Annotated in this window: 22 protein-coding genes; 3 read left to right on the top strand and 19 right to left on the bottom strand. The window is 35.5% G+C overall.

All coding sequences use genetic code 11. The features are described from left to right. Positions 1-34: 34 nt before the first annotated feature. From QBE53_01700 to pcrA, 11 genes are all read right to left on the bottom strand, one after another. On the bottom strand, positions 35-307 hold the full coding sequence (locus QBE53_01700) for a hypothetical protein (protein ID WZL81840.1): 273 nt from the start codon (positions 305-307) through the stop codon (positions 35-37). 180 nt (positions 308-487) lie between these two features. Next, a complete protein-coding gene (locus tag QBE53_01695) occupies positions 488-2032 on the bottom strand; it encodes a UvrD-helicase domain-containing protein (protein WZL81839.1) in 1545 nt (514 codons plus the stop codon). After that, entirely contained in the window at positions 2020-3753 is a 1734-nt protein-coding gene (locus QBE53_01690; protein WZL81838.1) for an AAA family ATPase, read from the bottom strand. Before QBE53_01690 ends, QBE53_01695 begins: the two co-directional genes overlap by 13 nt. Positions 3754-3772: 19 nt before the next feature. Next, positions 3773-5059, bottom strand: a complete 1287-nt coding sequence (locus QBE53_01685) for a hypothetical protein (protein WZL81837.1) — start codon at positions 5057-5059, stop codon at positions 3773-3775. A gap of 4 nt (positions 5060-5063) precedes the next feature. After that, positions 5064-5861 carry an abortive infection family protein gene (locus QBE53_01680; GenBank protein WZL81836.1) on the bottom strand — a complete coding sequence of 266 codons (798 nt, stop codon included), beginning with the start codon at positions 5859-5861 and terminating at the stop codon, positions 5064-5066. 23 nt (positions 5862-5884) lie between these two features. Beyond that, positions 5885-6124, bottom strand: a complete 240-nt coding sequence (locus QBE53_01675; protein ID WZL81835.1) for a single-stranded DNA-binding protein — start codon at positions 6122-6124, stop codon at positions 5885-5887. 289 nt (positions 6125-6413) lie between these two features. Next, the gene (locus QBE53_01670) at positions 6414-7658 is read right to left on the bottom strand and encodes a recombinase family protein (protein ID WZL81834.1); all 1245 of its coding nucleotides are present in this window, start codon (positions 7656-7658) and stop codon (positions 6414-6416) included. 178 nt (positions 7659-7836) lie between these two features. After that, positions 7837-8592: a hypothetical protein gene (locus QBE53_01665; protein WZL81833.1), complete on the bottom strand. Its 756-nt coding sequence runs from the start codon at positions 8590-8592 to the stop codon at positions 7837-7839. Between the two features lie 11 nt (positions 8593-8603). After that, complete coding sequence (gene rlmD, locus QBE53_01660) at positions 8604-9971, bottom strand: 23S rRNA (uracil(1939)-C(5))-methyltransferase RlmD (protein ID WZL81832.1); 1368 nt, start codon at positions 9969-9971, stop codon at positions 8604-8606. An 85-nt stretch (positions 9972-10056) separates the two neighbouring features. Beyond that, complete coding sequence (locus QBE53_01655) at positions 10057-10398, bottom strand: hypothetical protein (protein ID WZL81831.1); 342 nt, start codon at positions 10396-10398, stop codon at positions 10057-10059. Positions 10399-10504: 106 nt separating this feature from the next. Then, positions 10505-12739 carry a DNA helicase PcrA gene (gene pcrA / locus QBE53_01650; GenBank protein ID WZL81830.1) on the bottom strand — a complete coding sequence of 745 codons (2235 nt, stop codon included), beginning with the start codon at positions 12737-12739 and terminating at the stop codon, positions 10505-10507. Positions 12740-12897: 158 nt separating this feature from the next. On the opposite strand from pcrA, the gene QBE53_01645 reads away from it, so the two are divergent. Both QBE53_01645 and QBE53_01640 read left to right on the top strand, forming a co-directional pair. Beyond that, positions 12898-13158 carry a DUF1836 domain-containing protein gene (locus QBE53_01645; protein WZL81829.1) on the top strand — a complete coding sequence of 87 codons (261 nt, stop codon included), beginning with the start codon at positions 12898-12900 and terminating at the stop codon, positions 13156-13158. Positions 13159-13238: 80 nt separating this feature from the next. After that, positions 13239-13538 carry a hypothetical protein gene (locus tag QBE53_01640; protein WZL81828.1) on the top strand — a complete coding sequence of 100 codons (300 nt, stop codon included), beginning with the start codon at positions 13239-13241 and terminating at the stop codon, positions 13536-13538. Here the strand turns inward: QBE53_01640 and QBE53_01635 are convergent. From QBE53_01635 to QBE53_01600, 8 genes are all read right to left on the bottom strand, one after another. Continuing rightward, positions 13535-14914 carry a HAMP domain-containing sensor histidine kinase gene (locus tag QBE53_01635; GenBank protein WZL81827.1) on the bottom strand — a complete coding sequence of 460 codons (1380 nt, stop codon included), beginning with the start codon at positions 14912-14914 and terminating at the stop codon, positions 13535-13537. The two genes, QBE53_01640 and QBE53_01635, sit on opposite strands and share 4 nt — an antisense overlap. Continuing rightward, a complete protein-coding gene (locus QBE53_01630) occupies positions 14911-15588 on the bottom strand; it encodes a response regulator transcription factor (protein ID WZL81826.1) in 678 nt (225 codons plus the stop codon). The genes QBE53_01635 and QBE53_01630 overlap by 4 nt, the downstream gene beginning before the upstream one ends. An 84-nt stretch (positions 15589-15672) precedes the next feature. After that, positions 15673-15972 (bottom strand): YerC/YecD family TrpR-related protein, encoded by a 300-nt coding sequence (locus QBE53_01625; GenBank protein ID WZL81825.1) that lies wholly within the window; start codon positions 15970-15972, stop codon positions 15673-15675. 48 nt (positions 15973-16020) lie between these two features. Beyond that, positions 16021-16737 carry a phosphatase gene (locus QBE53_01620; protein ID WZL81824.1) on the bottom strand — a complete coding sequence of 239 codons (717 nt, stop codon included), beginning with the start codon at positions 16735-16737 and terminating at the stop codon, positions 16021-16023. A gap of 229 nt (positions 16738-16966) precedes the next feature. Then, positions 16967-17806 (bottom strand): DegV family protein, encoded by an 840-nt coding sequence (locus tag QBE53_01615; protein WZL81823.1) that lies wholly within the window; start codon positions 17804-17806, stop codon positions 16967-16969. Positions 17807-17921: 115 nt separating this feature from the next. Then, the gene (locus QBE53_01610) at positions 17922-19214 is read right to left on the bottom strand and encodes a M18 family aminopeptidase (protein ID WZL81822.1); all 1293 of its coding nucleotides are present in this window, start codon (positions 19212-19214) and stop codon (positions 17922-17924) included. 44 nt (positions 19215-19258) lie between these two features. Next, positions 19259-20209, bottom strand: coding sequence for a hypothetical protein (locus QBE53_01605; protein ID WZL81821.1), 951 nt, complete (start codon positions 20207-20209; stop codon positions 19259-19261). Between the two features lie 80 nt (positions 20210-20289). Beyond that, complete coding sequence (locus QBE53_01600) at positions 20290-22260, bottom strand: endonuclease MutS2 (GenBank protein WZL81820.1); 1971 nt, start codon at positions 22258-22260, stop codon at positions 20290-20292. 364 nt (positions 22261-22624) lie between these two features. Here QBE53_01600 and QBE53_01595 point away from each other — a divergent pair, with 364 nt between their 5' ends. After that, positions 22625-23125: a DUF5721 family protein gene (locus QBE53_01595; protein WZL81819.1), complete on the top strand. Its 501-nt coding sequence runs from the start codon at positions 22625-22627 to the stop codon at positions 23123-23125. The last annotated feature ends 42 nt before the right edge of the window (positions 23126-23167 follow it).

Here is a 23167-nt window from a genome sequence, read left to right as displayed (position 1 = left end):
CGTGTGACTTAAATGAACATAATATGGACTTGTATTACCACCTGTAGCCACTTTTTTTCAGAGCCTTTTCATTTTCACTTTTTTTGTGTTCACGCTTTCCAAAATACTCATCATTTCTAGCTACAGTAGGATCATAACAATCAGCTTTTTTCTTAGCCCAATCGATCCACTGGACCGTTTGATCATCTAAAGTTTCTTTTGTTATACTTGCTTCAACAGCAGCAATATAAGCTCTTATTTTGCATGCAGTATCATAATTCGAAGCAACGTTTGTTAACTCAATTGTTTTTTGAACTTCAACAAACAATTTCTACGTTCTTCTTCCTCATATGCTTCACGAGCAATACGGATTATTTCAGATTCTTCATATGTATATTTTTAATAATTGGTAAAAATCGTGCACAATAAAACTTTCAAATAATTGCTACTTGAAAGCTTTATTCGGCACAATTATTTGATTCAATTTTATTTTGCAGCTATAAATTTTTTATTTTACTAAACTTATAATGTCATCTCTAACAACTTCATTTCCGATTTTGTTTAAATCACTAATTGCTTCATCTATGTATCCTAAATACCTTCTTGCATAATATCCTCGCTCAGCTAAAACTAACAGTCTATCTTCAGGTCTTGACACAGCAACATAATGCAAATATTTTATACCATCATTGTTGAAGTTGTAATTACCTGCATTTATAATTACTTGACTAAATTCTAAACCTTTAGATGAATGTATAGTTCCGGAGGTTAATAAATAACTATCGGAATTGTAGCTTGGTATATATTCTTCATCGGTTACTGTCTCATAAAGTTTTTCTACTTCATTTTTTACTTTCTCTGTTACCTCATCGTAGCTAAGATATGAGTACAATTCGTAACTTGCCTTGAAAAAATCCTCATTTTTTCCTATATTGTCGCTAATATTCATTAATTTACTTTTTAGTATTGATATTTTATAATTATCTGGAATTGGAATTTCATCTTTGAAATCATACTCGCTATATCTCTTTGCCATCACATAGTTGGCAATTCCTCTAGCAATCCAAATATGTTCACTTTCAAGTTTTGTATCATCAAGAGGCGCTTGTGGAACATAAACAAAATTAACCCCAGCTTGATTTAAAAAATCACTCCAAGATTTTGCATCGGCATTACTAAAGCTAAGTATCGCACATTTTTTACCTGCATCGATCCACTTTTTTATGTAGCTACACGCATTATTTTGATTATTATACTGATATAAAATAACTTCCTCGTTAAAGTTAATTTTAGTATATTGTTCTCTAACTGATTCCATAAAAATATTTGAGTAATTCTGTATCGCCTTATTAGACCTAAAATTATGCCACAGCTTAAATAAATTAAAGCCATCTTTATCAAAGAAACTTTTAAATCCATCACAATATGCCCCACGCCACCCGTATATTGATTGCTTAATATCACCTACTACAAACAATGGTATTTTTAATTCATCACTTAGATAAATAAAAAATGAATGCATATCTATATCACTATCTTGATATTCATCAATATATATCCTAAAATATTTTGATTTCATATATCTACTAGCTGAGTGGGATTTTTTTAATATATCTAATGCCAACTGAAAGGCAAAGTTCTCGTGATTATCATTAAATTTACACATAAAGCCAGTTTCACGAATTTTCTCAATGCCTTCATCAAAAGTTTCTATTTGGTTTGCATCGCCATAATCTGGATTTATTTTCTTTTTAAAATCACGGCCATAAACATCATACATAAAGGGTTGAATGATTTCAGTCCAGACAAAATTATCATTAGTACCCACAAAACCATCAGCTCGATTTATTCCAAGACGGTTTGCAATTTCTTTAGCCGCTTTCCTAGTAAAAGTAATTGCAGCAAAGGTTCTAAAGGTTTTGTTGTTCTCTATATCCCTTAATATTCTTGCTACTGTTGTATAAGTTTTACCAGTTCCTGCACTAGCACTAATAACAATATTACCTTTACAGTCTAAAATTTTTTCTCTGGTTTCTTTATCTACTGGCAACATAATTCCACCAGCTTTCTCAAGCACTCAAACCTATCATGGTTATATATAGAATTAACGTTTTGTTTATTTAATTTTTGACATAATTTAATCATATTTTTCAGTTTGGCTGTTTGAAGATAATCAACTCCAGTCATGGAACTATTATTTTCTTTTGACAAATTATCCATTACATTAGGTATAGCTTCGTATAAATCATTTTCTAAGTCTACCCGTGATAAGTAAATATTCTTCTTCGTAAAGTTTTTAATCATATTAGGATATTTTTGGTCAAAAATTTCTCTTTTTTTATCGATTTGTATAGATATATTTGTTTTATAATTTGAAACATTATCTATAATAATATTAGATTTCTTTTCTTTTCCTAATAAATTCAAACATCTATTTACCCCTAAAAGATTTGCTTTACTTGTTTTTTCATACAATTTCAAATCATTATCAGTTCTTATAATCACATCTATTCCTAAAGCAATTAACACATCATAATACTCTTTAAAATTAATACCTTCAACTTCGAGAATATATCCACCAAGGCTTTCATATCTCTCACATTTATCGTACAAAATTCTTTCAAATAATGTTTTTTCAGATGGTCCTTCTACTAAAAGAACAACATCAGCATAAATCGCTTCTGCTAAATTCTGATTAAGTTTTTGTTTTAATTTTTTATAATCACTTGGAACAAAGTATGCAAATGACTTACCAACAACGGCACATTCTTTAACTAATTTAATTAGATTTACTTGATCCATCTGACTTACAATAAGAGATGAATGTGTTGTTAAAAACAAATACTTAAATAGATTATCCGAAAAAATTTCATATGAAAGAGACAATTGCATAGATCTATGTAAATGATTTTCCAATTCTTCAACAAGAAACACATTTATCATTTCATCTTCTTTTCTTCTGTTTTCAAGTGTTAATAATGTGTAAGATAATATTTTTTTTCGACCATCACCGGCAGTAGGATATGTTTTGCATTCATCATCCAATATAAATGGAGTCAATTTATCATGTAGATTATCAATCTCAATTTCAGATTTAATTGCTATTTTAAACCCCTTTTCATTTCGAAATTTCTTATACTCTTTAACCAAATCAGATTTAAGTCCTTTAATTGCATTTAGTTTAGATACACATGAGTTCAATTTATCTATATTATTAACTAATTTTTTACGTTCATCAGCTTCTAAAGACGATTCTTTTCTAAATATCTCCCTAGAATATTGTTTAAAGGTACTTTCAAGCCTAATTGATGAATCTATATATATAACATTGATGTACTTATCAATTTCAAAATATGACTGTCTACTTGGAATATCCTCAAGATTATTAACATCTATTCCCCAAAACATCGTTGGTTCTCCTACGGATTTCTCGCTATCAAAAGTAGTTTTAAGTTGAAAAAATACTCTATCGGATTTAGAATCAATAGCACCCTTCATCATTTTAAATATTTTTTTGCTATCTTCGTCATCTTCTTCATCAGAAACTTTTACTTCAAGTGTAATTATAATTTCTTTGGTTATGTCTTTATTGTAAAAATCTGAATCTATAAATCCATTTTTACGAAAATTACGGTCAAGTAGGAAACGTAATGCTGCTAAAAAATTACTTTTTCCTATATCATTAAGACCAAAAATAATGTTTCTATTTGATAAATCTATATTCAGATTTTCAAAGTTTCTAAAATTCTTTATAATAAGATGTTTTAGTTCCATTATGTTTTCCTCCAAACAGTTAATCGCACAAATATTGAATTGCAAGTGAAACCAACGACAGGCAACGCTTATAGAAATAATCATAATGCCTATTGTCTTCTATATCTATTTTGTTAGTTTCATGATGACGAATTCTAAAGTTATTTCCTATCGCAGTAAGTTCAAAAAATTCTTTTTCAAATACATCAATATATGGTTTTTTATCGCCAGCAATATCCTTAATAATTTTATTTGTAGATTTCTTTTTATCTAAAGTCGGAAAATAATATGTCTTTAACCTTTCAAAAGCGTCCCAAAGCTTTTCAACCGCAATTTTGACATTACCATCATCATAATATTTTGTAGATTCTTGAATTAACTCTTTCAGTCCAGTTTCTTGTATTGGTGCTATCATAACGCTTTCTAATTGACTATTAAATAAACTTTCAAATTTACCGTTGATAAGCTTTAAATCAATATTATTTAGCCTTAATATTGCATTAACTTGCACTTCAAAATCAGAGTCAGAATTATATTTCTCGAAAAACTCTATCATATCTATCACACAATACGGGGAACTGTGGAGCACAAACTCTTCTAGGTTGGAAGTTTCTATGTACTGGTTTTTTTCATTATAACATTTAGGTATATAAAACTGACGAATATCATTAAAAACTTCTTCACTAGTTGTAATATCATAGTTCCAACCAGTTTCATTTGTTTCTCGATAAGTATTATTGTATTTTTCTAATAACTGATAGATTTGATTCCTTGCAATCATTTTAATAGATATTTTTTTATTTTTTAAACCTTTTTGATTACGCAGTGAGTATGGAATAAATAATTTGTTTTCTTTAGGATTAAACACTCTCCACCCATAGATATCACGGTTAGATATCTTTTTTTCAGTATAAATTTCATACCCGTCATTTTGCAATAATTTATTAATTTCATCAAGAAATTCTTTCCAATATCCTTTTTCATACCTAACAGCAGGATGAAATATCTCACAGATAAATTTCAAGTATTTTTCATCACTTCCGTCTTTTAATTCAAAGCGCTCATCTTCGAAAACCCAGCAAAAAGGATAGTCGTCATTATTTACTGTGTGTTGCCAAATATCACCTTTTGCATCTGAAAATCTCGAATCTAAACTAGGTATACTATTTAAATCATATAATCTTTCCAAAAATTCAATTTCTTCAAGCCGTCCATAATAGCAATAGGTAGCTTTTTCTGTTTCAAACAATATGTCTATATCACGTTCAATTCCATTTTGAAATAAATCAAGGATATCACGTTTGGTTATTTCACTAATTCGCTCCACTGCTTTAAATACATCTCCTCTCATGAGTATCCCAAAGGAAACTAACCAGAGTGATACTACTACCTACAGCAAGTTTGGCATGGCGTTCTTCAAGACCTTTGTAAGTTGCACTTTTACCATGTCCACTGCCATACGGATTACGTAGTGCCGCCAAGTTTGTAGCTATCCCACGTAAGTTTCCTAAAATAGCTTTCATCTCATTAGCTGCAGGTGCCGTATCAGGTATATCTTTAGGCATAAGTTTAAGAAGCTTAACTGTTTCACCAGTCAACTGTCCTACATCCCAGTTCTTATCCCATTCAATTTCATTTTCATCGAGGATTGTTTTACAACAGCTTTCAACCAATTCCTTAGTTTTTCCAATTGCTTCTGTTGGATTTTCAGACTGCATTTTTAACATTAAATCAATTTGTGTAGAAAGATATTCACTTGAGAATTTCTCTTTCAAATTCACTGCAACAGGGGTAAGCGGACTTTTATTATATAAGAGACGTTCCATTATATCTTTACATCGCTTATATACTTTTGAATAGTCATCATCATTTTCAATTTCATATTCAAAATGTGCTTCATAATATTCTAATAAATCTTTTAATAATTTTATAATATCATCTTCTGCTGCTTCACTAATATAAGCCATTAACGATTTACCTTTAGATTGTTTGTAAGTTTCGCATAACGCAATGCCAACACTTTCTAATGTAAACACATCAAAATCATTTGTAGAAAAATCTAATACATAGCCACTTCTGTTAAACAGCTTCATAAAAATCCCTTTTTCAATTTGAGTAATTTTAGACATATTATAATTCCTCCCAACGGCAATTATTTGTAAAGACATTTATATCTCTGCTGCCCAGATGAAGTCTTTTCAATCGGGACAACGCTTATATCATTACTTTTGATATAGTTGAGAAATAAGGTGCCCAGGAGGAGTCGGTCGCTACGAGAAATTCTATTCCATTGGTAACCTTTAAATAAATCACGAACAAGGAAAATCTCACCGGCCTTGAGGTTTATAATTTCACGCTTTGCAATATCTAATAATTCATTAACTGACAGCACAATTATACCTCCTAAATAGAACAACAATAAAAACAACATTGTTGGTATAATTGTATATCTTTTCCAAACAATATTCAACAGTAAATCAGTGGTTTATACATAATTTTACAGTATGTTTAAAAATAATGTAATGCCAAAACTAAAACCCTCAACTATATCGACAGCTTTAGTTTTGGCCTTTCGTTCATAGGAGCAGGGAAGACACCCTACTCCTATTTTACTATTCATAGTAGTCCACTTCTTGGTTTACCACGATTCCTGAGAATTTTATCTCCAGTTTCTTGTTTCACTATAAACAAACCTTTATACTTTCCCCAGCATATCCTTTAACTAAAATATGTCCATCATAAACTTCAATTCTATCAACCTTACTCTTCACTAGACTTTCATCATAAGTGCCATCACAAATCAGCTCTGAGAGCTGTTCTTTTAACCATTCTTCATTTATCGTAGGGGATAATCCACACTTATCTTTGCCCTTTTCAATTCTTGTAGCACATCTCCATAACACTTTGCCACGTTCCGTTCTTCTACGATAGGATGCACCACAATCCCCACATACTAATAAATTGCCTAGTATGTACTTGCTATTAAATTTGCTCTTTGACACTTCTATACTTCCATCATCATAACGCACAATTCTTTCGCGACGTTTCATTTCCTCTTGTACTCTATTAAATATATCTTTTGATACAATAGCAGGATGCGTATCTTCTATATAATATTTTGCCCTCTCTCCATGATTCACTTTTCTTTTTCCAGTAATATAATCTTCAGTATAAGTTTTCTGAAACATGGTACACCCTTTATGCTTCTCATTTTTAAGCATCTTCTGGATAACATAAGTTGCCCAAATATCTTTTCCCGTAGCAGTTTTGATTTGCTGGCTTTCTAACTGCTCTTTTATCTGCTGTAATGTCATTCCATCTAAATATAGATTAAATATTGTTTTCACGGCTTCTGCTTGCTCAGGTACAATAACTAAATTGCCGTTTTCACATTTGTAACCCATAAAATTTTTATACTTGGTAAATATGTCCCCTTTTTCAAACTTCCTTTGATAGCCCCATTGAATATTTTCGCTAAGATTTCTGATTTCTTCCTGAGCTAGAACGCCACTAAGAGTGATTGCAAATTCTGCTTCATCTTCAATTGAGTTTAGGTTTTCATTTTCAAAATACATATTAATGCCCCTTTCTTTTAATTTTCTTATGATAATTAATGTATCTAAAACATTCCTAGATAATCTACTGAGAGATTTGGTAAGAATGTAATCAATTTCACCAGAACAAGCCTTATTTATCATGTTCTCCAAATTAGAACGACCTTTTTGCCTTAGTCCACTGCCATAATCAAAATAAACTCCTGCGTATTCCCAGTGAGGATTACTTTGTATGATCGTTTTATAATTAGATATTTGTAAATCAATGCTACTTTGCTGGCTTTCAAATTTTGTACTAACCCTACAATACGCAGCAACCTTCAACTTTTTATTTTCTCCTTTGGTAGGTTCTATCCTTTTAAGTTTTTTCATATCAATCCCTTTTCTAATATAGGGTGCAAAAAAGCCGTGAGCTGATTTCAACTCACGGCTTTCACTAATTTTTATTCTATTTTATCTCTCAGAACGTTGCAACAGGCATACAACCTCGCAATGCCTTGAGTAGACAATAATGATGTCGTATGTAGCTGGTAGTTCCTTGGCTAAAAATCTATACTCTAAGCCAGTCTTTCTTTTTTCTGATTTCATATGGTTTCCAGTATTTATGGTACAATGTGAAAAATTCGGACAATACAGGCATCATATATTTTTGGGTTTCCAATATTCTAATTTCATCTACTAGTTTAGTAATAATCTCAAACATAAATTGAACAGAATAAGATTGAATTATATTCCTTGATTCAAATTCATCTAATAGCCCCATTGCATTTGTTATTTCATTACCCTGCAAATCATTAAATCTAATAAGGCTGACGGAGTCTATTATATTTGCGAATTCCTGTTTATTTTGGATAATATTTTTCTTCTTTGAAGAATTTAAAATATCCTCAGATAATAAGTACCAATCAGAAAGCGGATCATCATATTTTACATTTGTATTCATCATACTATCTATATTATAATAACGTGATTTTTTTGCAAAATCATTTAAAAATGTAACCATTTTAATATGCAAAGGATTACTTTCAAATTTAATACCAATATACTCACAAAGTTTTATAAGATCATGTCCAAATACTCGGGGATTAATATCAGTAGGAAAAACCTCATCATGATTCGCTCTATATTTATTAATGATGATAATTTTTAACAATCTTTCAATACCAATAGAAAGTGAAAAGAACGCCTGGTAGTAGAGTCCCTTGTTATATAAATCGGCTTTTCTTAGTGCATTCAACCCATTTCCTAACAAAGATGCCGTTAAGGATGCTTCATTTGCTAAATTGTGTTCTTTTTCTGTAAACATTTTTTCCTCCTTCATTGTCTTTGCAACAGGCACACAACCTCACAATGATACGTATGCGGAAATAAATCAACTAAGGTCATCTTCTGAACCACATATCCGGCTTCTTGTAGGACTACAAGGTCTCTAGCTAAGGATGTGGGTTTACAACTAACATAAACCATGGTATCTACACCAAAGTCGATAATCTTAGGAAGAGCCTTTGGATGAATGCCATCCCTTGGTGGGTCTAAGACGATTAAGTCCGGTTTGTCTGTTAAGTCATCAAGGGCTGCTAGGACATCACCTGCGATAAATTCGCAGTTAGACAGTTGATTAAGTTCTGCATTTTCCTTAGCAGCCTCTACCGCTTCTTCAACAATCTCGACTCCGACAGCCTTTTGAGCAACAGGAGCTAAGAGTTGCGTAATGGTTCCGGTGCCGGAATATAGGTCAAAGACAATCTTATCCTTCGTCTCACCAATATAATGGCGGACAACATCATAGAGCTTCTCAGCCCCGAGTGAATTCGTCTGGAAAAAGCTAAAGGGAGAGATCTTAAAGCGCAGTCCCAGAAGCTCTTCATAGATAAAGTCTCGCCCATGGAGTAAGTGTACATCTTCCGGCTTTACTGCGTCGGACAAAGTATCAGATACGGTATGAACCACAGATACCAAGGCATGGTCTAAGTCCTCTTCAGCTAATTGAACTAGACCGTCTATCCAAGGCTTTAGGTCATAATCTAGCTGGGAGGAGGTGACAAGGTTTACCATAATCTCTTGTGTATTGACGCCTCGTCGAACTAGAAGGTAACGCAGGTAACCTTCATGGCTACGCTTATGATAATAGGTTAGATTATCTTGGCGGAAGCGTTCAACCGTATAATTAAGAATCTTATTAAAGTCTTCATGTACGATTTGGCACTCACCGGCAGGACTGATATCATAGGTACTTCCACGCTTATGCATGCCTAAGACAAGGGGACCGTCTTTTTGTGTATCGCCAAAGGAGTACTCCATCTTGTTACGATAGCCAAATATCTCAGGACTTGCCACAATGCCTTCATAGCGTTCTTCAAGAGGTCCGGTCACCTTTTCAATCATCTGGCGTACTTGTGTCTCCTTAAGTTGCAATTGTTTTTCATAAGGCATGGATTGGTAGAGGCATCCTCCACATTCTCCAAAAACCGGACAAGGCGCCTCAACTGCATCAGGTGCTGGTTGAACCGTTTCTAAAAGTCTCCCCAAGAATTTGCCATTACGTCGTTTTGTCGTAATCCCACGCACCTTTTGTCCGGGGATTACATTCTTTACGATAACCGTTTCTTCATCTACTTTGACATACCCTTTATTGGGAAAGTCAACTTTCTCTACAACACCTACAAATTCTTGCTTTTTTTTCATTGAATTGTCATTCCTCCCTCTATAGCACTTACTGTTACATTTAAAAGAACTGCTCCTTCGAGCAGTTCTTTGTGTATTCATATGATTACTTTTCTACATCGTCTTGTGCTTCTTCTAGATCTTCTTCTAGATCATCAACGAAGTCATCTTCGTCTTCAAAGTCATCAAAATCGTCATAATCATCATCATAATCCATGTCGTCAAAATCGTCATCATATTCATCAAAATCATCAAAGTCGTCGCTCTCATAGAAGAATACCTTATACACGACTACGGCTGCAACCGCTAACACAAGGATCGCTATACTGATGATTAACCAAGTCTTTGCTCTCTTCTCTTGAACATCTGCCTTCTTGCCGAATCTTTGTAGAAAATCTTCGACTTGCTTTAAACTCACTAAGTCATCTTTTTTCATAAAATCCATCATTCCTCTTCACGTCCCTTCTCATTTTTTGTATTCCACAAAAACATTTCCTTACTTTGTCATACATATGTTTATTATATCATAAGTTGAAACTTTTAACAGACCTTATCTATATTTTTTTTAAACCGGCAAAACTAGCAATCAGCTTTTTCTTACCATGGCTTGGAAAGTTCACCGTAACTTGATAATCTGCACCACCAGCTTCAATCAATTTTACCTGGCCGATGCCGTATTTTGGATGCTTAACTAAATCTCCGGCATCATAATCTAAGACGACGCCTTCCGGTGCCGGAATCTTAGATTCCATGTTGTAAGGTTTCTCTTTAAAACTTGCCTTACGGCGAGCACGTTCTTCAATAGGATTATATATACCTTGACTCTCTAGGTCGCTTTGACCTGAGACCGCATTGCTATCAAGCAGTTCTTTTGGAATCTCTGCGACAAATCGGGAGACCGGGTTATAGTTGGTATTTCCATAGAGCATTCTAGAACGTGCGCTGGTCATATAGAGCTTATCTTGGGCACGTGTAATTCCTACATAACATAGACGACGCTCTTCTTCAATATCCTCTTCAAGCCCGGAGTTCATACTCATGTAACTTGGGAACAATCCATCTTCCATTCCCGCCATAAACACAATAGGAAACTCTAGTCCTTTTGCACTATGTAAGGTCATTAAGATAACTTTATTATCATCATCTTCCATTTGGTCAATATCTGCAACCAGGGCAACATCTTCCAGGAAGGCATTAAGGGTTGGTTCTTCCCCTGCCGCTTCAGTTTCTTCTATATAAGTATACAGCTTTGAGACCAGTTCACCGATATTATCTGAACGTTCTTCTGCTTTTAGAGGATCATCTGCCTTAAGACTTTCGATATATCCTGTACGCTCTAGTAGCTCTTCCATTAGGCGCTTAAGCTTTCCTTGATCTGCCAAAATCTTTAGTTCATGCATCATCAAGGCAAATTCTGCGACATTTTTCTTACCTCGACTAATATTAGGAATACTCTCAATATCGTTAACCCCTTCCATAAAGGACTGACCGCTGATACTGACATATTCTTGAATGCGTTCAACCGTGGTATTACCGATGCCTCGCTTAGGAACATTAATAATTCGTTTTGCTGCTATTTCATCTGTGCTGTTATTTAACACTTTAAGATATGCAATAATGTCTTTGATCTCTTTTCGCTGATAAAATGATACTCCGCCAACTAATCGATAAGGAATCCCTGAACGCACCAGACCTTCCTCCAATAATCGGGACTGAGCATTGGTTCGATAGAGAATGGCATAATGATAATACTCATGTCCTTCGTCTTCAATTCCATGCACAATCGTATCGGTAATGAACCTAGCTTCTTCGGATTCTGAATTAACCTGAACATGATGGATTCTTTCCCCGTCCGGATTATCCGTCCATAACTTCTTTGCCTTACGTTTTCGATTATTACGAATCACTTCATTTGCTGCTTCCAAGATATTCTTGGTTGATCGATAGTTTTGCTCTAAGCGAATAACTTTTGCATCTTTATATACAGATTCAAAATCCAGTATGTTACGAATATCTGCCCCTCGAAAACGATAAATCGATTGATCATCATCTCCTACCACACAAAGATTCTTATGCTTATCCGCCAGTAGTTTTACGAGGCGAAACTGAACACCATTAGTATCTTGGTACTCATCCACCATGATGTAGCTAAACAAGTTGTGGTAATATTCTAAGACTTTCGGTCGCTGTTCAAAAAGTTCAACGGTTTTACACAAGAGGTCATCAAAATCCAACGCGTTATTTTTTACCAAACGTTGTTGATATTCCTTATAGACACGACTAATGACTTCCTTACGCATATCGCCTTCGGCTTGTTTTTGAAAAGCCTTGGGACCGATAAGCTGGTTTTTGGCACTACTGATTTCTGATAAGATCATAGACTCCTTAAAATACTTGGGGTCAATATTATATTCTTTCATAATCTCACGAATCAATTTTTTAGCATCGTCGGTATCATAAATACTAAAATTACGATCATAATCAATCTCATCGATATATCGACGAAGGATGCGAACACATGAGGAGTGAAACGTGCTCACCCAGACGTCTTGACCGCCCTCTCCAATGAGACGGTCCACACGCTCTCGCATTTCTTTGGCTGCTTTATTGGTAAACGTAATCGCCATAATTTTCCATGGCAATACATGTTTTTCTTCAATTAAGTATGCAATACGATGTGTCAATACACGTGTTTTTCCTGATCCTGCTCCTGCTAATAAAAGCAATGGACCATCCGTATGCATCACCGCCTGACGTTGCGGTTCATTCAGTGTTGCGTATTTATCCATAAGTGCACCTTCCCTTTGTGGAGTATTCTACCCCATATCATAACATAAGACGAACAGATATTCTACACTGACTTTTTCTGTTTACATCTAGTATTTATTACTATATAATATAGAGATACGACGTTTATTTTTATAATGACCATCCGGGGAGGCCCATCATGGAAAAGAAAAATTTCGATGATTATATCATAGATCAACTAAAAATGATTCAAGATTTTGACCGTATCTCTTCTGCAGATATTCCAAATATCGATTTGTATATGGATCAAGTGACCACGTTTATGAACGAACACTTGGGATTATTCAAGCGTTCTTCCGAAGATAAGATACTCACCAAGACAATGATTAACAACTATAGTAAGTATAACTTATTGCCACCAACCAACAAAAAAAATATACCAATGATCATATTATCTTGATGCTGTTTATATACTACCTCAAACCGATTTTATCTATTGGAGATATTAAGGAGCTCTTAACTCCAATTCAAGACATGTTTATGTCTGAAGAGACAAAAAAACCCGAAGGGTTTGATAATTTGAAGGAGCTTCATGATGCGATTGTAGCAACCGAAGCTGCCCATTTTTCACTTTTTGAAAACCACACGACAGAGACCGTCAAGGTTGCACAAGACCTCTTTAAAGATGTCAAGGATGAAAAACAGCGTAAACTGCTCTCTATCTTTGCAACCTCCTATCTATTTACCATACAGGCCTCTGCCCAAAAGCACATGATTACTTCATTAATTGATGACTATCTCAAAGAAGAGGCACCCCAAAAGACGAAGAAAAAGTCCTAGATAACCACAGTAAATCGAACGCCTTCTTCCGTGTTTTCGACGCGATAATCTCCATGATGGAGAAGAACAATTTGTTTGACAATTGCAAGTCCTAATCCTGTCCCTGATTTTTTTCCGGAACGTTTGTAAAAGCTGTCAAAAATATAGGGCATATCTTCAGATGCAATCGGTGGACCATCATTTTCTACAGCAATATAGAGTCGCTGATTGACCCATGCAAATGTTATAATGACCTTTGATTTCGCATGTTCAACCGCATTTGCAATAAGGTTCTTTATGACTTGCTCCATGCGGTTTGTGTCTATGTCTATCATGTCATGATTAAGGCGCATCTCACAGACCACCTCTAAACCATGGATTTTAATATATTCTTCATATGTTTTTATAATATGGTCTGCCCAAGCACTTGTATCCACTGCACTTGGATAAATCTTAAAAAATCCATTTTCCATTTTAGAAAAATCTAAAATCTCATTAATCAATCCGCTAATAGCTTCTGTCTCATTATAGATACTGGTTATATAGTGGTCTCGTTCTTCCTCGTCTTTATATATTCCATCATATACCAGTTCTGCATAACCACGAATCACTGAAATCGGGGTTTTTAATTCATGGGTTGCCTGCGCTAAAAACTGCTTTTTCATTTTTTCTACTGCGCGTTCTTTTGTCAGTTCAGACTCCAGGCGCTGAATATTGGACAACAGTTCTTGATACATCAGCATAAGGGACTGATTGAGCTGACCGATTTCATCTTCTCGCGTCGACAGTATCACATCATGCACCTTTTTATCTTTCATTTGTAGTGCCAGCGCATTTAATTCTTGTATGGGTTTAGAGATCTGCCTTGAGATAAAAAACGCTCCAATCACACTTATCATCAATCCAATGACAAACAAGTAGACAAAAAACTGCATCATTACATGTACTGCTTCTTCAAGGGAAGTGATGGATACTTCATACACAAGGCGTTGATTATCATATATGATACCAAAGGCATAGATGCGAACGCCTAGCTTATTCTCATAGGTTTCACTGAGAATATCTTCTTCCCATGTATAGTTATGTTCAAGCGTTGGACGATTGCGTCCTAATCCCCGGCGAAACATGTCGCTTGCCTGCCCTTTCCCATCAATCGTATATACCTCTCCACCAATCTCTTGGCGCATTTGATCAAACAGAACAATGATTTCTTCTAGCGCTTTATTCTGGTCTTTGGCTTCAATAATCATCTGGGTATAAGATTCCAGTTCATTCATTTTTTGATTGCGGTAATAGTTTGGAAGAAAAAAACGTATCGCTATCCCTGAAAAAATAAATAAGGCGATAACAAATCCTAAAAAAACCATAAATATCTGCCTGGCTATTGATCTTTTCATTCGTCCTTCACCATCCTATATCCATGTCCACGAATCGTTTCAATACAATCGCTTTGAGTAAGCAGTTTTTTTCGCAACCGTTTGACATGCGTATCTACCGTGCGCTCATCACCAAAATAATCATATCCCCAAACATGATTTAAGATTTGATTTCGGCTTAGGGCAATATTTAAGTTATCCATAAAATACATTAAGAGACTATACTCAATAGGAGTCAAATCCAGTTTTTGATCACCGACATAGACCTGTCGATAGTCTTTATTCATGCGTATACCATTTATCTGAATCTCATGATGAACCGATTGAATATTATTGCGCTTAAGTACTGCTTTGACCCTTGCTAAGAGTAAGCGTGTACTAAAAGGCTTTGTGATATAGTCATCTGCGCCAAGCTCAAACCCAAATAGCTTGTCCTCTTCCTCGCTACGCGCCGTAAGCATAATTACAGGAACATCTTTTTCTCTTCGAATCCCCTTAAGTAGCGACCAACCATCTGTATCCGGTAACATGACATCTAAAATAATCAAATGAAAGTCTTGTTCTTCTAATAATTGCTGTGCTTGTTTTCCTGTTCCCGCTTCATACAGATGAAATGACTCTTTTTCAAAATATTTGCGTACAATTTCTCGGATTCGCTCATCATCTTCTACAAATAAGAGATTAATACTGTACATGCTTACGACCTCCTCGCTTTTTTCTTCATTAAACTCAAAAACAGACTAACTCGTCATGAATTAGTCTGTCAAAATATGTCCTTCTTACTCTTGTTCTTCGATGTTTATACGTTGAAAGACCATATCATATCCGTCATTCCCATAGTTAAGTGAGCGATTCACTCGACTAATTGTTGCTGTTGAAGCTCCGGTTTTTTCTGCTATCTCTAAATATGTATGTTGTCCTCTTAACATTTTTGCCACCTGAAGACGTTGTGCTAATGAATGTAATTCATTGACTGTGCATACATCTTCAAAAAACAAATAGCATTCTTCAATCGTCTCTAGTGCAAGGACAGATTGAAATAGAAGATCGACTTCCTCGGATTTTATCTTTTTGCTCATATCTATTCTCCTTTAAATAAGGTTATACCTAAATTTTATCACATTAAATTAATAACGTAAAGCGATATAGTTTAAAAACAGGTCAACATTTGTGTTAATCACAAGTTCTTCTGGGAACTCTGCTTCTTCAATCGCCTCTAACGCATAGTCAAAATTTCCTACGTCACATGACACATGGGCATCTGAGCTTAAGATAACCGGAACCTGATATACTTTTGCCCACTTTAAGATGGTCTGTACATTCTCCTTAGCTCCCGCACGAAAACTTCCCGGAACCAAAGAGCTATTATTAATCTCAAGCATGACTTTGTACTCTTTAGCTGCTTTAACGATTTTTTCATAATCCAAGGGATATCGGCTATCATCCGGGTGACCGATGATATTTACTTTTGGATTCTTAATGGCACCAATGATGGCATTGGTATTGGCTTCTATCGTTCCATAATCAATGCATGGCGGATGTAGACTTGCAATAACATAGTCTAGATGTTCTAACCCAGAAGGCAGCATATCAATACGTCCATCCTCATCAATGATATTGGCTTCTACACCACGTAAGATATTAACACCATACATCTTGCGTGGCAATACCTTTAGATTTTGAAAATAAAACAAATGCGTTGACCCCGGCATCATCGGTGCATGGTCCGACACACCATAGTAGGTCAATCCTTTTTCTTTGGCAACACGTATGTTTTCTTCAAGTGAGCTATAAGCATGTCCACTTGCTGTCGTGTGCGTATGTACGTCAAAATATATCTTCAATGAATTCCTTACCTTTCTATTAATAATCACATTAACTCTTTACTTCTCAAAAGTCACACCCACATTATACCCTTACTTCCTTAAGAAAGCAAGAAAGGAAATATGCCCTATAATGTATAGGTGAATGTTCATGTAAAGTTCCCCATTACAGAACAAAAAAAGATGAATGCAATGTATTGCACACATCTTTTTCTCTATTATCACATACGTTCTTTTGCTTGACTCTTTTTTAATAGGCTATTACAATTCCACCAATATTAGCATAATTAGAACTTAACCCTCGCATCGCCACAAGAATGACTTCCTTAAACTCATAAAGCTCTTGGACTTTTTCTCTAACCTGCTCACCACGTTCTTGAGCCTGGCAATGGGCGATGACAACAACCTTATCTTTGGTTACCGTTCCAATTTCTCCAATGGATTTGATCATTTTATCTATGGCTTTTTTTGTTCCTCTTGCCTGTGACACAAGGTCAATCTCACCTTTGTCTGTTGCACGAAGAATCAACTTGATATGAAGCATATTGGCAATCGTTGCTTTCATTTTTGACATACGTCCTGCTTTTTGCAAATGATCAATACGTTCAAGTACAAAAACGGTCTGCATCGCATCACGAAACGCTTCTATCTCCTCTACAATATCTTCAAACTCCATGTTTGATTGAGTACATTCATAGAGCTTTAGTGCGAGTAGCGCCTCACCAGAACATGCACTTCGACTATTGATAATATGAATTTTCTTTTCAGGATTTTTTTCTTGAACCATTGTTTTTGCTAGCATTGCACTGCCATAGCTTCCACTTAATTCTGAACTTAAAGTGATAACGAACACGCCATCTTCTTCCCCCGCCATCGCCTGCATGTAATCATCGGGAGATGGACAAGAAGATTTTGGTACTGTGGAACTGGCATTTGCTTTTTGCATATAATAAGCCACATCCAAAGTATCATCATCCACATAACGTACGCCATCCACTTCGAGCGTCAGCGGAACCAACTCTATACTCATCTCTTGACGCATTGCATCACTTATATCACATGAGCTATCACCTATAATTTTGTATTTCATGAAGTTTATCTCCTTCTCTTTCTCGCAAATCGAGATGTAGTATTAATTACCATATATTATAGCATACGCTTCAAAGTGATGCAACGCAATTATCATTCCCATACATATTTGATATTTAGTCGTGCATTTTATAAAAACTTTTGAAAATCTCAAGGGTGTCTAAGAAGTCTTCCCTACCCATAAGCTCACGTGTTGAGTGCATTGCAAGCATAGGTACTCCAACATCTACAACATGCACCGGCATATATTGTGTCAATAATGGTCCCAGTGTTTTTCCTCCGGCTTCATCTGAGTGATTAATAAATTTTTGATATTTGACGCCTGCATAGTCGCATAGTTGTTGAAAAGCGGCAATAGACTCTACATCAGATGCATACGATTTATTCCCACTAATCTTAATGGCAATTCCTCCGTTGATAATTGGTTTATTGGTTATATCATTTTTTTCCTTATAATTTGGATGTAATCCATGTGCTCCATCCGCTGATATGACAAAGCTTTCCATGGTCTGTCTTGAAAACTGTTCTTGGGTTCGATTCATACCCATACGAATACGCTCTATAACCGTAGCAAGCAACATAGAATCTGCGCCTTGCTTCGTCATACTTCCAATCTCTTCATGATCAAAAAAGACAGCCATGTTAATGCCTTCATGGTGATCGGATTCAATAAGCGCTTCCATTGCCGCATAGACCATGGCCAAATCATCAATACGAGGGCATGAGATATATTCTTCATTTGCCCCTACAACAATGCCTTCTTCTGCACAATAGACAAAAAGGTCCATATCCAGAATCTCAGAAGGATGAATATTTAACTCATCTGCGATAATATTCAATAGATAATCTTTACCTACTTGCTCTTCAACTAAATTCGTTAGTAAAGGTTGCATCTCTTTTTGTATCTTAATCTCTTGTCCTTTGTTGACCGTCTTATTCATATGTATTGCAATATTAGGCAAGGTCATAATCGGACGCTTTAAGTCCACATGCAGTATGTTCGGTTTTAAAATCTCTTCGCTTTTTACTGCTACTCGTCCTGCAATTGAAAGGGGACGATCAAACCATGTATTTAATATCGGACCTCCATACTTTTCAACATTAAGGGTAAGCATCCCTTCTTCAACCACTTCCGGTTCAGGTTTAATACGAAGCGCCGGATTATCTGTATGTGCGGCAATAATGTTGAAGCCTTTGGTTATAAATCGAGCTTTTCCCATGGTAAATGCAATCATCATGGATGGATAAGGTGACACATAGTATTTTTTGCCTGGTTCTAGCATCCATAAGTCTTCCAGTTTAATTTCAGTAAAACCCTTGGCATTAAACCTTTGTTTTACTGTATCTATACTTTGTACTGCTGTCGTCGCAGATTTCATAAATTCAAAATAATCTTGTATTTTATCCATAATTCCACCTTCCTTAATCTTACTAATGCACACCTATTCTAACATTATTCTTCTGCATTAACAACAAGTGCTTCTTCTTCACGTAATAGCCGCTCCATTTTCTTTTCACACTCTTGAAATTGCTGATTCAGCTGTTGTTGGAGATTGCAAATTGCCTGTTTGGTCTGACTTACTTGATCTTTGGCTTGATTGATCTCACTTTGCACCGTCCAATCCACAAAGAATCCATCAAAAAACCAATCGGCAAATCGTAAAAATCCATCATGTGAAAACGCTTCCAAATATGCCTCTCCCACATCTTGCAACTCTTGATTATAGCGTCGCAGGGTGTTTTGGAATGTATATATTTTTTTCTGTGCTTCATCCATGTGACTACGTTTTGCCATCGTTGCAAGCATTCCGCCACCAAACATGTCATATGTTCCCCAATTTGCCGCCGATTGTAAGGAACTTAATATATCATCGGATTGACTTAGCGCTTTTTCTCCTTCATGTAGCGCCTCCCCAAGTTCTTTTATCTGATGTAAAATTTCTTCAACTTGATGTTCAATCATTTCTATTTTTTCCCATACATCACTACCGCTATTTTCTAGTGCTGTCTTTTTTTCTTGAATAAGGGCTTTATAGCCATCTTCAAGCTGATCCAAGGATTGGACTTGTCCTTCTACGCGCTGAATCTCTTCTTGCTCTGCGATGATTTCGGCATCAATACGATCAAGTTCTTGTTTAACTTTAAGAACATCTTTTTCTTCCTCATGCATACGCTCCGTCTTGTTATTGACTAGCGTATGCCAAAGATTGGCAAAGCTTAAACCTTTTAGCATCGCTACATCTTTTTCTTCTTTTTTCAGTCGTTGTTCAATATGTTTTTTTTCATCTTCGCGCTCTTTGAGTGATTTTTTTGCACTATGAAGCCGATCAATCAACACTTTGTTGCCTTCAATTTCGTGTTGAAGTGTCCGGATTTTATCATTGAGTTTAGCTAAATTCATCATGGTAATCCTCCCATATCCATACATTCGTTATACCCTATATCATAACAGATTCTCGTACATATGGGAATTGTGTTCCTCGACTATAAGTCATTCGGGTCAATTTCATAACTTTGGTTCTTTACATATTTTCGACTCATTAATTTATTATTTTTGCGATATGCTTTTGACTTGAATAGAATGTCAAAATCATAACCTTCTGGGTATAGTTGTTCTGCTGCTATTTTAAGCGTTAACATCCGTCGATGCAGGGTTACTTTTTTATCCTTAACCAACACGGTAACTTCTTGTTTATGATTTTCTTGTTCATATACAATACCTTTGGCATGCATAGATGCAATCTCTACCTGATCTCCTTGCTGATAGGGACGTATTTGTATATTCTCTTGTGAAGCTAGTCTCTTATTATCGTCCTCTGTCACTTTAGCATCTATCGCTTTGATTGTTTTTGGTTTTTTAGCTTTTATTCCTGTTACTATTTGCTTGGGCGCACTGATGTTATGGCTTTCAAAACGTTGATATGGTTTGTTATACGTCTTTATGTGTGCACGTTGAATTAACTGTTCTTCCATGCCAAGCCTTAGCGCTATGACAAAAGCATTACTTTCTCCTGCCTCTCCCATAATTAACTGATACGTCGGTTGAAGAGAGACTACATCAAAGTCCATCTTGCCATTGATAAATCCTACATGTTCTTTGGCAAACGTTTTAACTTGGCCATAATGGCTCGTTGCTAAAATAGTAGCACCTTGTTCGTAGAGCTTCTCTAGTATAGCTATGGCTAAGCCCTCACCTTCTACAGGGTCTGTTCCTGAGCCAATCTCATCTAAGATAACGAGGCTATACGGATTTGCCGATTTGAGAATTCGGATGATTTGCTGAATATGTGCCGAAAATGTACTCAAAGATTGCTCAATACTTTGACCATCACCAATATCAACAAGGATTTGTCCGTATATCGCAAATTCACTTCCTTCATCCACCGGTACATGAATTCCTGATTGCACCATCGCTGTAAAAAGTCCTACTGTTTTTAGCGCTACTGTTTTCCCGCCTGTGTTTGGACCGGTGATAACCAGTCCTTGATAACCTACACCAATGTCAAAGTCAAGTGCTACCGCTTCATGTCCCAAAAGAGGATGACGTCCCTGAACAATATGAATACGGTTATCCGTATTTAACTTTACACTCCTTGCATTAATGGATTGACTATATTTTGCCTTTGCAAAAATAACGTCATAGGTAATAAATGTCTCAAGTGTGATTTTGATACCTACCATCTGCTCATAGATCAATGCAGTTAAATACGCTAAAATCTGATAAATCTCCTGCTCTTCTTCAACCACAAGCTGCTGTAGCTCCTCTTGGTATCGACTAATCGCTATCGGTTCAACAAAATAAGTCGATCCCGTCGTTGATTTTTCAACGATTGTTCCTGGAATCATCTGCTTATAATTGGCTTTTACTTGAAGAACATATCGATTGTTTTTCATGGTTACCGTATTATCTTGTAGATATTTTTTTATCTTCGCTGAGCTAGTCATTGTCTCAAGCTTTGTCTTCATACGTCCTTCGACAATCTGCTTTTGCTTTCGGATTTTTCCAAGGTTTGGACTCGCTTTATCATCCACACGATGTTGATAAATACATCGATTGATTTCTTCTTTTATCTCCTTATACTCATACATGCTCAAAGCATACGCTGTAATCGTCGGCGCCAAAAACTGTTGCTCTTGCATAAATCGCTTCATCTTGTCCGTTGTCACCATCATATGGTACATACTTTCAAGTTCTTCCGGTTGTAAAATACCGTTTTTTTCTACCTTGATAAGAAGCTGTTCAATATGATTATTGCCTAATAAAGGAATTGATGTCGATGCATTTAAAATGTTGCGTGCCTGCGTCGTCTCTTCCATCTGTTGCTCGATACGCTCATAATCTGTTGTTGGCGTAATCTTTCGAATGATAGCTTTTGCTTCATCAGCAATCGCAAAGCCTTCGATGTTTTCGAGTATTTTATAAAATTCAAGTGTTTCTAGCATTGCTTTATTCATCTTTTCTACCTCCACGAATAAATAAATCGCGCGCAAAAAAACACACAAAGGCCCATAGATACAATCTACGAGCCTCAAATAGTATATGTAAAACCGAAATTATATATGTATGTAATTTTGCACACAAGAACAAAGCGACCTTGTCGCTGTCTGGTTACCTGTTGCAAAAATTATTCAATTCTTATTCAAAAGAATAAGACACATACATAAAAAGTCCTCTTACTTTCTTTAAATTAAATTATATCCTTAGGATATCGGATTTTAGCACCGCTGTCAAGAAAAACCTTTCTCCGATAACATTGCCACATCCAAAAATTCATACTATAATGTAAGAACAAAGCAAATAATAAAGGATGGTCATAAAGTGATTAGTTTTATTTTAGAAGATACAAAACAGGTTATGCAAAAATTATTAAAAGAAGAGGTCTTTGACGAATTCCTATGCGTCTCTTTTGAACTTGTGCAACTTTTTAAAGTGCACGTTGACGGTCAGGTGCGCAAAGACTTTTTAGATACAGATGACCCTGATCGATTAAACGAACTGACGCATATCCGGTGGAAGGATTTTAAAGCCCACGCTTTTAACCTGATTCGCGGTCAAAAGCCTCCTACTTCAATGAAAATCACCTTTTCCCTACATCCAAATGCTGTCCATTCAACACTGGAAAGAATTCGTTTTAATGAATCCCAAGCGATTGGAGGTTTTATCTTTACCCTCAATTATGAAGATAATAAGATTCGCATTATTACCGGAACGAACTATGCTTCCTTCACGCTTGACAAAACAGCTGAACAGTACTTTGATGATTCAATGCTTCGCTTCTTTAAAAAGCAAGGCATCTCCACCCTGTTAGCACTCGATTAAATCGAGTGCTAATTTTCTATTGACTTTTTGTTTTTCTCGCGT

Source organism: Vallitaleaceae bacterium 9-2 (assembly GCA_038396585.1).
Lineage (GTDB): Bacteria > Bacillota > Clostridia > Lachnospirales > Vallitaleaceae > UBA1351.
Note: the sequence above shows the minus strand (reverse complement) of the source record. Positions and strands in the feature narration are given on the sequence as shown.

Coding starts and splice junctions, on each gene's coding strand:
- QBE53_01610 (WZL81822.1), bottom strand. CDS start 19,214: ATGGATAAAATACAAGATTATTTTGAATTTATGAAATCTGCGACGACA.
- QBE53_01695 (WZL81839.1), bottom strand. CDS start 2,032: ATGTTGCCAGTAGATAAAGAAACCAGAGAAAAAATTTTAGACTGTAAA.
- QBE53_01630 (WZL81826.1), bottom strand. CDS start 15,588: ATGTACAGTATTAATCTCTTATTTGTAGAAGATGATGAGCGAATCCGA.
- QBE53_01635 (WZL81827.1), bottom strand. CDS start 14,914: ATGAAAAGATCAATAGCCAGGCAGATATTTATGGTTTTTTTAGGATTT.
- QBE53_01680 (WZL81836.1), bottom strand. CDS start 5,861: ATGTCTAAAATTACTCAAATTGAAAAAGGGATTTTTATGAAGCTGTTT.
- QBE53_01615 (WZL81823.1), bottom strand. CDS start 17,806: ATGAAATACAAAATTATAGGTGATAGCTCATGTGATATAAGTGATGCA.
- QBE53_01655 (WZL81831.1), bottom strand. CDS start 10,398: ATGATGGATTTTATGAAAAAAGATGACTTAGTGAGTTTAAAGCAAGTC.
- QBE53_01600 (WZL81820.1), bottom strand. CDS start 22,260: ATGAATAAAGCAATGCTAGAAACACTTGAATTTTATAAAATACTCGAA.
- QBE53_01625 (WZL81825.1), bottom strand. CDS start 15,972: ATGAGCAAAAAGATAAAATCCGAGGAAGTCGATCTTCTATTTCAATCT.
- QBE53_01640 (WZL81828.1), top strand. CDS start 13,239: ATGTCTGAAGAGACAAAAAAACCCGAAGGGTTTGATAATTTGAAGGAG.
- QBE53_01670 (WZL81834.1), bottom strand. CDS start 7,658: ATGAAAAAACTTAAAAGGATAGAACCTACCAAAGGAGAAAATAAAAAG.
- rlmD (WZL81832.1), bottom strand. CDS start 9,971: ATGAAAAAAAAGCAAGAATTTGTAGGTGTTGTAGAGAAAGTTGACTTT.
- pcrA (WZL81830.1), bottom strand. CDS start 12,739: ATGGATAAATACGCAACACTGAATGAACCGCAACGTCAGGCGGTGATG.
- QBE53_01690 (WZL81838.1), bottom strand. CDS start 3,753: ATGGAACTAAAACATCTTATTATAAAGAATTTTAGAAACTTTGAAAAT.
- QBE53_01665 (WZL81833.1), bottom strand. CDS start 8,592: ATGTTTACAGAAAAAGAACACAATTTAGCAAATGAAGCATCCTTAACG.
- QBE53_01645 (WZL81829.1), top strand. CDS start 12,898: ATGGAAAAGAAAAATTTCGATGATTATATCATAGATCAACTAAAAATG.
- QBE53_01605 (WZL81821.1), bottom strand. CDS start 20,209: ATGATGAATTTAGCTAAACTCAATGATAAAATCCGGACACTTCAACAC.